Here is an 11,777-nt window from a genome sequence, read left to right as displayed (position 1 = left end):
GTCGAGACCAACACGGTGAGCTCCGCGCTCGATCGCACCGTGTTGGTCTCGACACGCTCGGCCGCAGGCGGCCTCGCGGCTCGACCAGCGGGGGTTGGCGGCTCGACCAGCGGTGCCGGGCTTCAGGTGCCGTTCTCGCTGAAGTGCTGGTAGTCCTTCAGTGAGTTCCAGTCGCCGCCCCAGCCCCAGCCGATGGACGCGAAAGCCTGGACGACGACGTCGTCCGGGTGGATCATCCCGGGCGCCTGCCGGTCACGGTCGAGATACCAGCGGGCGAGCTCGGGGATGACGCGGTCGCCCTTGACGTACGGGTTCTGGAAGGTGTTGATGTCGATCGCCAGGCCGTAGGCGTGCTGGGAGAACGAGGTCTGGCCGACCGCGGGGCGGCAGACGAAGCCGCCGGTGCCGTTGCCGTCGCCGGTCGGCGGAGCGTCCAGGGACGCCTTCGTGGCGATGTCCATCTGCTCGATCGGGAATCTCGCCTCGTAGAGCTTCCGGAAGACGCCGACGACGTCCTCGGCGACCCGGGCGTTGATCAGCATCTCGCCGGTGTGACGGTCGCCGTCGAAGCCCCAGAACGTCATCCGCACCCAGGCCAGCTCCCGCCGCGAGACCGGGCATCCCGGAACCCAGGTCGAGCGCGCGATCACGTCGTCCGGTGCGATGTCGACCTCGGCCGTGAAGCCGTCACCGGGCAGCATCGGCATCACGTCCGGCAGCGTCCACGCCCGGTTGCGCAGCTCCTTCGGCGTGGGCCCGGCGATCCCGTACCCCTCCGCGTCCTCCTTCAGGACCCGCGTCCCGAGCCACGGCGGCGGAACCGACCCCGGCTTCGGGGCGGCCGGAGAAGACGAAGGTACGTCGCTGGGTGACGGCTCCGCCGAGACCGACGTCTCCGCGCTGGGCGTCGACGAGGGACGGGCGTCGGGCGCTCCACCGCCACAGGCGGTGAGCGCGAGCGCGAGGAGCGCCAGGGTGGCGGCGTACGTCCCGGTTCTCACCGCTCCATTCAACCCTCTGTGGGCCAGGCGCTCATCGCGACCGTGGCGAGCGCACGCAGGTCCGTCCGAGCGGCCCCGTCGATGGCCTGCACCGACATCCCCTGGATCACGGCGCCGACGAGGCGGGCGAGGGCGGCGACGTCGGTCGTGTCGGGCAGCTCACCCTGGTCGACCGCCCGTCGCAGCCGCTGCTCGATCCCGTCCAGCGTCTGCGCTCGCATCCTGGCGGGTCGGGTGGCGACCCCGCGCTGAGCGGCGCCCACCCCGAGCGCGGCCGTGGAGATCATGCAGCCCGGTGGCAGCCCGCCCTCGCTGAACCGGTCGGCCGCCTCGAGCAGGAACTCCGAGATGGCCTCGCGGGCCGGACCGTCGGGCCGCAGCACCGCGCCGTGCTCGCTCGCGTAGCGCTCGAGCGCCGACTGGTAGAGCGCCTCCTTGGAGCCGAACGCCCCGTAGAGGCTCGGCGCCCTCAGCCCGGTCGCGGCCTCGAGCGTCGCAACGCTCGTGCCTTCGTAGCCGTGCTCCCAGAAGGCCCGCATCGCGGCGTCGAGCACCGCGTTCTCGTCGAAGGAGCGCGGTCGTCCGCGGGAGGCCTTGCGCATTTCCATAGTGATCCCTACATTATCTCGTGTCTGTTTATTTAGCGACCACTACAGAAATGAGCTCGAGATGACCCGCAACGCCCTCGTCACCGGAGCCTCGCGCGGGATCGGCCGCGCCATCGCCGTACGTCTCGCCGCCGACGGCATCGGCCTGCTGGGCATCCACTACGGCTCGAATCGCGCGGCCGCCGAGGAGAGCGCGAGGCTCGTCGAGTCGGCCGGGGCGCGGGCGGTCCTGATCGAGGCGGACCTGGGCAAGGACGGCGCGCGGGCCGCCGCCGACACCGCCGAGGCCTGGACGGAAGCCGTGCTCGACGCGACGGCGTCCGACGAGGACGGCGGCTTCGACATCCTCGTCAACAACGCCGGCATCAACGGCAACCAGGAGCTCCACGAGCTCGACCCGGACACCGCCCGCCGCGTCCTCGAGGTCAACCTGATCGCGCCGATGTTCCTGACCCAGGCGCTCGCGCCGCGGCTGCGCGACGGCGGCCGGGTGATCAACGTGTCGACCGGCTACACCCGGGTGGCGGCGCCGACCCACCTGACGTACGCAGCCTCGAAGGCCGGCATCAACAACCTCACCCGCTCCCTGGCCGTGCCGCTCGCCGCACGTGGGGTGACGGTCAACGCGGTCCTTCCGGGCGTGATCGAGACCGACATCAACGCCGACTGGATCAACCTGCCCGGCCCGCGGGCGCAGGCCGACGCGCTCTCGGTGTTCGGCCGGATCGGCACGCCGGAGGACGTCGCCGACGCCGTCGGTTTCCTCGCCTCACCCCAGGCGCGCTGGGTCACCGGAGAGACGCTCGACGTGACCGGCGGCTCGGCTCTCTGACCTGTCTCGACGCTTGACTTCGAGTGCACTCCAACCGGGACACTGGAGCCATGACGTCGCAGGCACAGAGCAACGGGCTCAGCATCGCCGAGGTGGCCGATCGGACCGGCCTGACCGCGCACACCTTGCGCTACTACGAGCGTGACGGGCTGATGCTCGGGGTCGGCCGCAACGGGTCGGGCCACCGCGCCTACACCGAGGGCGACCTCGGCTGGATCACGCTGATCACCCGGCTGCGCTCGACCGGGATGCCGATCCGGGAGATCCGCCGCTATGCCGAGATGGTCCGGGCAGGGGAGGGCAACGAGGAGACCCGCCTGGAGCTGCTGCGCGCACACCGCGACCGGGTGCGCGCGCAGCTGGCCGAGACGGCCGCCCATCTCGATGCGATCGAGTTCAAGGTCGCCTACTACGCCGCTGCCGTGGGCGAGACCGACCCTGATGCCGAGCTCATCGCCCAGCAGCGTCGAGCCGAGCCCTCTGCTCCTCGCTGAGCTCCAGGTCGACCGCGGCCAGGCTCTCGTCGAGCTGAGCCACCGAGGACGCCCCGACCAGCGGGATCACCGGAAGGCTGTCACCGAGCATCCAGGCCAGCACGACCTGGTTGCGGGTCGCGCCGGTCTCGGCGGCGACCTCGTCGAGCACCGCGAGCCGCGCGGCCGTCCCGGGGTGGTCGTAGGCGGGATCGAGCGACTTCGAAGGATTCGTGTAGGCGCCGGTGAGCAGCGGCGTGTAGGCCACCAGCGTCAGCCCCGGCGTCGCCCGCAGGTAGGCGAGCAGCGAGGCGTCGGCCACGCCGATCTCGCCGTCGACGGAGAGCCGTGGGTCGGGGATGTCCGTCCGCGGACGCAGGTAGGTGTGGTGGTACTGCAGCACGCTCGGCCGTGCCTCCTCCGGGTTGGCCGCCCGCGCCCGCTCGACCTGCCAGGACCAGTGGTTGCTCAGCCCGAACTGGCCGATGACACCGTCCTTGACGAGGGCGGCGAAGCCGGCGGCGTACTCCTCGAGCGGCACGCCGTTCATGTCCGGCACGTGCGCGTAGTAGAGGTCGAGGCGCTCGACGCCGAGGCGTTCGCGGGAGCGGTCGGCCTGCTCGCGTACGTTCTCCGGTGCCAGCCCTTCCCAGCGCCGGGTCCGCTGGTTCTCCCAGCCGTTCTCGACGCGTTCGACGACGTCGGTGGGCCGCGCGCCGACCTTGGTGGCGATGACGAGCTCGTCGCCGATCCCGCGGTCACGGCGCCACTGCCCGAGCGTGGTCTCGCTCTCGCCGCCCTGGGTGCCGTTGGCCCAGTAGGCGTAGTTGTTGGAGGTGTCGACGAAGCTGCCGCCGGCCTCGACGAAGCGGTCGAGGATGTCGTAGGAGGTCGAGACGTCCGTGTCCGTCCCGAACCGCATCACACCGAGCGCGAGCTTGCTGACGCGCCGGGACCCGGCGCCTGATCCGATGGTCGTGTATCTCATGCGACCCACGCTCGGACCTCGCGCGCGCTCGAAGTCAAACGTCTTTACACACGTCTCCTAGACTGGAGCCAGCACCCCCTGTCTTCCCGGCCGGGGGCTCTCGTGCTTGCCTGCCATTTTGGAGTCACCCGTGATCCTCGCCCCGCTCGCCGATCTCGTCCTGCGCGATGCCGCCCTGAGCGAGGTGATGGCGGAGGCCAAGGGCGGCCGGATGCTCGCGCTCGACGTCACCGGCCCCGAGGCCCTGCGCCCGTTCGTGGTCGCCGGTCTCGTACGCCAGGAGCGCACCGTCCTCGCGGTCACCGCGACCTCGCGCGAGGCCGAGGATCTGGTCAACGACCTGACCGACCTGCTGCCCACCGACTCGGTCGCCTACTACCCGAGCTGGGAGACGCTGCCGCACGAGCGGCTCTCCCCGCGCAGCGACACCGTCGGACGCCGGCTCGCCGTTCTCCGGCGGCTGCGCCACCCCGACGCCGACGGTGTGTACGGCCCGCTGAAGGTGGTCGTCGCCCCGGTCCGCAGCGTGCTGCAGCCGCAGGTCAAGGGCCTCGGCGACCTGGAGCCGGTGGAGCTGATCAAGGGTCAGGATGCGGCGCTGGACGACGTCGTCGTGAAGCTCGCCGACGCGGCCTACTCTCGCGTCGACCTGGTCGAGAAGCGCGGTGAGTTCGCGGTCCGCGGCGGCATCGTCGACGTCTTCCCGCCGACCGAGGAGCACCCGGTCCGCGTGGAGTTCTGGGGCGACGAGGTCGACTCGATCCGCCACTTCGCGGTCGCCGACCAGCGCGCCATCGCCGAGGAGCACGGTGGGGCCACCGAACGCCTCTGGGCGCCGCCGTGCCGCGAGCTCCTGCTCACCCCGGAGGTCCGCGACCGGGCGCGAAAGCTGGGCGAGGCCCACCCCACCCTGATCGAGCTCACCGACAAGATCGCCGCCGGTATCGCGGTCGACGGCATGGAGTCGCTCGCGCCCGCGCTCGTCGACGACATGGAGCTGCTGCTCGACCTGATCCCGGAGGACAGCCACGTCCTGCTGCTCGACCCCGAGCGGATCCGCAGCCGCGCCCACGACCTGGTCGCCACGGCCGAGGAGTTCCTCGGTGCCTCCTGGGCGGCCGCGGCCAGCGGCGGAGTCGCCCCGATCGACCTCTCCGCTGCCTCCTACCGCGATCTCGCCGACGTACGCGCCCACGCGATCTCGCAGGGCAAGCCGTGGTGGTCGGTCAGCCCTTTCGGCCTCGACGCCGGCGAGTCCGATCTCACCGATCCGGACGTCGTCGGGGTCCCGGTCCGCAAGATCGACTGGCAGCCCGCGAAGGCCTACCGCGGTGACACCGCCGCCGCTCTGGCCGACATCGAGAGCTGGCGCGACGACAGCTACCGCGTGGTCGTCGTCCAGCCTGCCCACGGCACGGCGCAGCGTACGGTCGAGGCGCTGGGGGAGCGCGACATCCAGGCTCGCCTGGCAGAGGGCGACCCGGAGGACGCCAAGCCGGTCCACAAGACCGTTACCGTCATCCACGCCCGCCTGACCCACGGCTTCCTCGACGAGGCCAGCCAGCTGGTCGTGCTCACCGGCGAGGACATCTCCGGCCAGAAGTCGTCCACGCGCGACATGGTCAAGATGCCCGCGCGGCGCAAGAAGCAGATCGACCCGCTCGAGCTCAAGCCCGGCGACTACGTCGTCCACGAGCAGCACGGCGTCGGCCAGTTCATCGAGATGAAGCAGCGCGAGGTGCAGGGCGCGACCCGCGAATACCTCGTGCTCGAATACGGCGCCAGCAAGCGCGGCGGGCCGGCCGACCGGCTCTACGTCCCGGCCGACGCCCTCGACCAGGTCACCAGGTACGTCGGTGGCGAGCAGCCGAGCCTCGACCGGCTCGGCGGCGCCGACTGGCAGAAGCGGAAGGCCCGCGCGCGCAAGGCGGTCCGTGAGATCGCCGCCGAGCTGATCAAGCTCTACGCCGCGCGGCAGGCGACCAAGGGCTTCCAGTTCGGCCCCGACAACCCCTGGCAGCGCGAGCTCGAGGACGCCTTCCCGTTCCAGGAGACCGCCGACCAGCTCGCCGTCATCGACGAGGTGAAGTCCGACATGATGCGGCCCACCCCGATGGACCGGCTGGTCTGCGGCGACGTCGGCTACGGCAAGACCGAGATCGCGGTGCGAGCGGCGTTCAAGGCGGTCCAGGACGGCAAGCAGGTCGCCGTGCTGGTGCCGACGACGCTGCTGGTCTCCCAGCACCTGTCGACCTTCATGGAGCGGATGTCGGGGTTCCCGGTCAACGTACGCGGCCTGTCCCGGTTCCAGACCGACAAGGAGGCTGCCGAGGTCATGGCCGGCCTCGCCGACGGCACCATCGACATCGTGGTCGGCACCCACCGCCTGTTCAACAAGGACATCCGGTTCAAGGACCTCGGCATGATCATCGTCGACGAGGAGCAGCGCTTCGGCGTCGAGCACAAGGAGGCGATGAAGCGCCTGCGCACCTCCGTCGACTTCCTGTCCATGTCCGCGACCCCGATCCCGCGCACCCTGGAGATGTCGATCACCGGCATCCGGGAGATGTCCACGATCACCACGCCGCCCGAGGAGCGACACCCGGTCCTGACGTACGTCGGCGCCTACGAGGACCGTCAGATCGTCGCCGCGGTGCGGCGTGAGCTGCTCCGCGAGGGTCAGGTCTTCTACATCCACAACCGGGTCAACTCGATCGAGAAGGCGGCCGCCCGGATCCGCGAGCTGGTGCCCGAGGCGCGGGTCGCGGTCGCCCACGGCCAGATGAACGAGAAGCAGCTCGAGCAGGTGATGGTCGACTTCTGGGAGAAGGAGTTCGACGTGCTGGTGTGCACCACGCTGGTCGAGTCGGGGTTGGACGTGTCCAATGCCAACACGATGATCATCGAGCGCGCCGACACCCTGGGCCTGTCGCAGCTCCACCAGCTCCGTGGCCGCGTCGGCCGCTCCCGCGAGCGGGCGTACGCCTACTTCCTCTACCCCGGCGAGAAGCCGCTGACCGAGACCGCCCACGAGCGGCTCGCCACCCTGGCGCAGCACTCCGACCTCGGTGGCGGCATGGCGATCGCGATGAAGGACCTCGAGATCCGCGGCGCCGGCAACCTGCTCGGCGGCGAGCAGTCCGGTCACATCGCGGATGTCGGCTTCGACCTCTACGTACGCCTCGTCGGCGAGGCCGTGGCCGAGTTCAAGGCCGGTCCCGACGGCGCCGCCGAGGAGCTCAACGAGGTACGCATCGAGCTCCCCGTCGACGCCCACCTGCCCCACGACTACATCCCCTCGGAGCGGCTGCGGCTGGAGATCTACAAGCGTCTGGCCGAGGTCCGCTCCGACGAGGATGTCGAGGCCGTCGCCGCCGAGCTCCTCGACCGCTACGGCAAGCCGCCCGCGGAGGTCTCCTCGCTGCTCCAGGTCGCCCGCTTCCGCGCCCGTGCCCGCCAGGCCGGCGTCTCCGAGGTCACCCTGGCCGGCAAGAACGTACGCTTCCACCCGGTCTCGCTGCCCGACTCCCGCGTCGTCCGGCTCAACCGGATGTACCCGAAGTCCCTGGTCAAGCCGCAGCTGGACACCATCATGGTCCCGCGCCCGGTCTCCTCGGGCTTCCCCGCCAAACCCCTCGACGGCCCCGACCTCCTCGACTGGGCCCGGGTCGTCATCGACGCGATCATCGACCCGCTCACCTGACCGACTCGGGAAGGTTCCGGGGTTCCATATCCACAAAATGGAGGTTATTATCCATTTTGTGAGAAGTTCAGCTCCGCTGCTCGCGCCTCTGTTTCGGTCGGAGGCGCAGGCGCTGCTGCTCTCGGAGCTGTTGCTCCCGGCCGAGGAGATGAGCATGACCGACCTCGCCGAACGGGCCGGGCTGCCCTATCCGACGGTCCATCGCGAGGTCGCGCGGCTGCTCGACGCCGGGCTGCTCGTCGACCGTCGCGTGGGTCGGACCAGGCTCGTGAAGGGCAACGAGCAGAGTCCGCTGCTCGCGCCGACGCGGGAGATCCTGCTGACGGTGACCGGTCCGGTGGTGCTGCTCCAGGAGGCGCTCGAGGGCATCGACGGCATCGAGCGGGCCTTCCTCTTCGGCTCGTTCGCCGCCCGCGCGAAAGGCGAGCCCGGGCCGCCGCCGAACGACATCGACCTCATGGTGATCGGCACGCCGGACGCATCGGCGGTCTACCGGGTCTGCCGGGAGGTCTCCGACAGCGTCGGGAGGATCGTCAACCCGACGATCCTGAGCCCGGAGGAGGCCGAGGAGCAGACCGGCTTCCTCGAGGAGGTCCGGGCGAACCCGGTGATCGAGATCTACGGAGGAGGACCGGATGGCCCTGCCGCTGACGCCGGCACAGCAGAAGACGGTTGACGCACTCGTACGCTCCGGCGTGCTGCGCGCGGTGAGGCCCGACGAGAAGAAGGCTCGGGCCTTCCTCGCCGGCGCGGAGTCGGCCCTCGCCGACGTGCCCAACGTCACCAGGACCGAGAACCGCTACAACCTCGCCTACAAGGCCGCGCACGACGTCGGCGAGGCGGTCCTCGCGGGCTACGGCTACAAGACGACGTACGGCGCCGGTGGCCATGTGAAGGTCGGCAGGTTCCTGGCCGCCATCTTCGACACCCCGCCACCGCGGGACGCGGCCGCGCACTACGACGTGATGCGCCTGGACCGCAACGCCAACAACTACCTCGGCAAGCCGGTGACCATCGCCGCCGCCGACGCGGCCGCCGAGGCGGCCCGGACCCTCTACGACTCCGCCGTGGAGCGGCTCGCGACCTGAGGCCGGGTCAGCGCCGCCCGTCGGCCGCGCGCCGAAGTGCCGCCAGGGTGGTGTCGGGGCCGGCGTTGAAGGCGAACCGGGTCCCGGGGGCGAGCTCGTGGACCAGGTTGACGAGGGCCTCGAAGAGCTCGGTATGGGCAGGCATCGCCCGGATCCCGCCGCCGATCATGACGATGTCCCAGGCCCCCTTCGCGAGGGCCTCGCGCACCTGCTCGGACGCGGAGGAGACGTCGGTGCCGATCTCGCAGGAGAGCGCGTCGTAGCCGGCATCGGCGACCTGCGCGTTGCCGACGGCGATCCGCTCCTTCAGCGTGGCCAGGTCGATCGGTGCGTCGGAGAGGTCGACTGCCTCGGGCGCCAGCCCGATGAGGAGGACTCGGTTCATGGCAACGACGCTACTGGGACGACCCAGGCGCAAGAATGAGCGTGTGACCGGCGAGCCAGAGGTGCGCTACGCGCAGACCAGCGACGACATCGCGATCGCCTACCAGGCCGTCGGGAGCGGGCCGGTGACGATCTGGATGCCCTCGCTCAGCAACATCCGGGCGCAGTGGCGGGTGCCCGCGCTGCGGATGGCCTACGAGCGGCTGAGCCAGGATCTGACGCTCGTGCTCTACGACGGCCGCGGCACCGGCTCCTCCGACCGCCGGGCCGGCGACATCGGTCTCGAAGCGCACGTCCGCGACCTGGAAGCCGTCATCGAGGCGGTCGGCGCCGACCGGGTCAATCTGCTCGGCTACTACCACGCGGTCACGACCGCGGTGGCGTACGCAGCGGCCAACCCGCAACGCGTCGACCGGATGCTCCTGTTCGGCGGTGCGGCTCGGATGCGCGAGGCGATGAGCCCGGCGCAGACGCAGGCGCTGCTCTCGCTGGTCGAGCAGGACTGGGACCTCTTCGCCGATGCCGCCGCGACCGCCTGGCTGGGGTGGGGGTCGGGCGAGAACGCCGGCCGTGTCGCCGAGGCGTTCCGCACCGCCGCGACGCCCGCGGTCGCCCGTGACTGGTTCGCGGAGGCCGCCCGGATGGACGTCAGCGAGCTGCTCGACCAGGTGATGGCACCGACGCTCGTGCTGCACCGGCAGGCGGCGAGCCAGATCCCGGTCGAGGTGTCCCGGCGCCTGGCCGACGGCCTCCGCGACGGGCGCCTGGTCGAGCTCGAAGGCAGTACGCCGACGCTGTTCGTCGAGGGAGGTGCCCAGGATCTCGCGATGGCGAGCCGCTGGTTCCTGACCGGTGAGGTGCACCGCGGGTCCGCGGCCGGCTCGGGACCGGCGTCGGCGCTGACCACGCGCGAGCACGACGTGCTGCGGCTGATCGCCACGGGACGTACCAATGCCTCGATCGCCCGAGACCTCGGCATCACCGAGCACACCGTCGAGCGACATGCCGCCAACCTCTACCGCAAGCTCGGCGTACGCAGCCGCGCCGAGGCCACCGCCTGGGCGATCCGCAACGGCGCCGACTGAGGGAACACTGACGGGAACCCGCATCCGGACTGCCCACTGTCCGGGAAGCGACGACCCCGCGACCCCCGGCACAGTGGGGAGCATGACGACGACGATCACTCCCAGCAACGACTCCTGGCGGATGGCGAAGGCGACCGCTCCGATGATGCGGACCCTGGCCGGACGCCGCCTGTTCCCGCTGTGGGCAGTGGTGCACCACCGGGGCCGCAAGACCGGCCGCGACCTGAGCCTCCCGGTCGCACTGCTGCACACCGAGGACGCGTTCGTGATCACGCTCCCGTGGGGTGCCGGTACCAACTGGGTCCGCAACGTGCTGGCGGCCGGTGAGTGCACGATCACCTGGAAGGGCCGCGACCACGCCGCCACTCAGCCGCGGATCCTCGGCCGCGACGAGGCGCGCCCCTACTACGACAGCTTCTCCTGGTGGATGGCCGAGAAGGCGTTCAAGACCGACAGCTTCCTTCTCCTGCGTCGGTGAGAGTCCACACTGCGGCGCCGTTGCTCCATGACGTACGCCCGTGTCTGGCAGGATCGACGCATGACGATGGAGGCTTTCGGCGAGCAGTCCTTCCCTGAGGAGCCCTTCGGCAACGAGTGGGACACCGAGCCCGGGTGGCTCTCCGAGGAGGAGCTGGGCGAGACCCGCGGGCGCGTGCCCATCCTCTATGTGGAGGCGGTCCCGGTGCGGGTCGACCCCGACGGCCGGGTCACCGAGGTCGGGCTGCTGCTGCGCGGCTCACCCACGACCGGGACGATCACCCGGTCGCTGGTCTCCGGCCGCGTGCTGCACGGCGAGCGGATCCGCGACGCCCTGATGCGCAACCTGGAGAAGGACCTCGGCCCGGTCGCCTTCCCGACCCTGCCGCTGACCACGGTGCCGGTGACGGTCGCCGAATACTTCCCGTGGCCCGGCGAGCGCTATCAGGACCCGCGCCAGCACGCGGTCTCGCTGGTCTACGTCATCCCCGTGACCGGCGAGTGCGAGCCGCGCCAGGATGCCTTGGAGCTGTCCTGGATGACCCCGGCCGAGGCCGCCTCCGACGCCGTCGTCGGTGACATGGAGGGCGGCCGCGGCGCGCTGCTGCGGCAGTGCCTGAGCGCGTTCGGGGCCCTGGATTGAGCCCAGCCGACGACGAGGGCAGGACGTACGCATCAGGCGAGGGGCTCGTCGAGTTCCTCGACCTGATGCGGCTGATGCGTGAGCGCTGCGTGTGGAAGTCGTCGCAGACCCACGCGTCGTTGGCGCAGTATCTGCGCGAGGAGTCCGACGAGGTGCTCGAGGCCATCGACGAGGCCGACCCCGAGCACCTCAAGGAGGAGCTCGGCGACCTCCTGCTCCAGGTCTACTTCCACGCCGCCATCGCGGAGGAGGCCGGCGAGTTCACCATGGACGACGTCATCGCCGGCCTCACCGCCAAGATGAAGCGCCGCAACCCGCACGTCTTCGGCCCCGAGGCCGCCTCCGGCCGCCGCTACACCCTCGAAGAGGTCGAGCAGCTCTGGTCGGCCGCCAAGGCCGCCGAGCGCGCCCACCCCGCCGAATAGGCACGTACGTCGGCCGAGGCGTCAGCTACGTCGGCCGACACGTCACCTCGGTGCCGTCTCGGCCGACGGG

13 protein-coding genes are annotated in these 11,777 nt (G+C 70.8%); 9 read left to right on the top strand and 4 right to left on the bottom strand.

All coding sequences use genetic code 11. The features are described 5' to 3' along the window. Nucleotides 1–122: 122 nt before the first annotated feature. On the bottom strand, nucleotides 123–1,001 hold the full coding sequence (locus ACFV9G_RS28815) for a M15 family metallopeptidase (protein WP_378732715.1): 879 nt from the start codon (nucleotides 999–1,001) through the stop codon (nucleotides 123–125). A gap of 8 nt (nucleotides 1,002–1,009) precedes the next feature. After that, complete coding sequence (locus ACFV9G_RS28810; RefSeq protein ID WP_378732713.1) at nucleotides 1,010–1,603, bottom strand: TetR/AcrR family transcriptional regulator; 594 nt, start codon at nucleotides 1,601–1,603, stop codon at nucleotides 1,010–1,012. A 67-nt stretch (nucleotides 1,604–1,670) separates the two neighbouring features. On the opposite strand from ACFV9G_RS28810, the gene ACFV9G_RS28805 reads away from it, so the two are divergent. Continuing rightward, nucleotides 1,671–2,441: an SDR family NAD(P)-dependent oxidoreductase gene (locus tag ACFV9G_RS28805; protein ID WP_378732711.1), complete on the top strand. Its 771-nt coding sequence runs from the start codon at nucleotides 1,671–1,673 to the stop codon at nucleotides 2,439–2,441. Nucleotides 2,442–2,491: 50 nt separating this feature from the next. Next, nucleotides 2,492–2,935 (top strand): MerR family transcriptional regulator, encoded by a 444-nt coding sequence (locus ACFV9G_RS28800; RefSeq protein WP_378732709.1) that lies wholly within the window; start codon nucleotides 2,492–2,494, stop codon nucleotides 2,933–2,935. Here the strand turns inward: ACFV9G_RS28800 and ACFV9G_RS28795 are convergent. Further along, complete coding sequence (locus ACFV9G_RS28795) at nucleotides 2,892–3,902, bottom strand: aldo/keto reductase (RefSeq protein ID WP_378732707.1); 1,011 nt, start codon at nucleotides 3,900–3,902, stop codon at nucleotides 2,892–2,894. The two genes, ACFV9G_RS28800 and ACFV9G_RS28795, sit on opposite strands and share 44 nt — an antisense overlap. 187 nt (nucleotides 3,903–4,089) lie before the next feature. On the opposite strand from ACFV9G_RS28795, the gene mfd reads away from it, so the two are divergent. From mfd to ACFV9G_RS28780, 3 genes are read left to right on the top strand one after another with little or no spacing between them, the layout of a single operon-like run. Then, the gene (mfd, locus tag ACFV9G_RS28790; protein ID WP_378732717.1) at nucleotides 4,090–7,605 is read left to right on the top strand and encodes a transcription-repair coupling factor; all 3,516 of its coding nucleotides are present in this window, start codon (nucleotides 4,090–4,092) and stop codon (nucleotides 7,603–7,605) included. Nucleotides 7,606–7,663: 58 nt separating this feature from the next. After that, nucleotides 7,664–8,281, top strand: coding sequence for a MarR family transcriptional regulator (locus ACFV9G_RS28785; protein ID WP_378732705.1), 618 nt, complete (start codon nucleotides 7,664–7,666; stop codon nucleotides 8,279–8,281). Then, nucleotides 8,241–8,693, top strand: a complete 453-nt coding sequence (locus ACFV9G_RS28780; RefSeq protein ID WP_378732703.1) for a hypothetical protein — start codon at nucleotides 8,241–8,243, stop codon at nucleotides 8,691–8,693. Before ACFV9G_RS28785 ends, ACFV9G_RS28780 begins: the two co-directional genes overlap by 41 nt. A gap of 7 nt (nucleotides 8,694–8,700) precedes the next feature. Here the strand turns inward: ACFV9G_RS28780 and ACFV9G_RS28775 are convergent, their stop codons facing one another. After that, nucleotides 8,701–9,078, bottom strand: coding sequence for a hypothetical protein (locus ACFV9G_RS28775; protein WP_378732701.1), 378 nt, complete (start codon nucleotides 9,076–9,078; stop codon nucleotides 8,701–8,703). A 43-nt stretch (nucleotides 9,079–9,121) separates the two neighbouring features. On the opposite strand from ACFV9G_RS28775, the gene ACFV9G_RS28770 reads away from it, so the two are divergent. The 4 genes from ACFV9G_RS28770 (at nucleotide 9,122) to ACFV9G_RS28755 (ending at nucleotide 11,707) form a co-directional block, all read left to right on the top strand. Continuing rightward, a complete protein-coding gene (locus ACFV9G_RS28770) occupies nucleotides 9,122–10,162 on the top strand; it encodes an alpha/beta fold hydrolase (protein ID WP_378732699.1) in 1,041 nt (346 codons plus the stop codon). Nucleotides 10,163–10,244: 82 nt separating this feature from the next. Then, the gene (locus ACFV9G_RS28765) at nucleotides 10,245–10,640 is read left to right on the top strand and encodes a hypothetical protein (RefSeq protein ID WP_378732697.1); all 396 of its coding nucleotides are present in this window, start codon (nucleotides 10,245–10,247) and stop codon (nucleotides 10,638–10,640) included. Nucleotides 10,641–10,700: 60 nt separating this feature from the next. Next, a complete protein-coding gene (locus tag ACFV9G_RS28760; protein ID WP_141803230.1) occupies nucleotides 10,701–11,282 on the top strand; it encodes an NUDIX hydrolase family protein in 582 nt (193 codons plus the stop codon). After that, complete coding sequence (locus ACFV9G_RS28755; RefSeq protein ID WP_378732694.1) at nucleotides 11,279–11,707, top strand: MazG nucleotide pyrophosphohydrolase domain-containing protein; 429 nt, start codon at nucleotides 11,279–11,281, stop codon at nucleotides 11,705–11,707. The genes ACFV9G_RS28760 and ACFV9G_RS28755 overlap by 4 nt, the downstream gene beginning before the upstream one ends. Nucleotides 11,708–11,777 lie beyond the last annotated feature (70 nt).

This window comes from Nocardioides sp. NPDC059952 (assembly GCF_042730435.1).
Taxonomy (GTDB): domain Bacteria; phylum Actinomycetota; class Actinomycetes; order Propionibacteriales; family Nocardioidaceae; genus Nocardioides.
The sequence above is the reverse complement of the archived record's forward strand: the minus strand, read 5'-3'. Positions and strand labels throughout refer to the sequence as shown.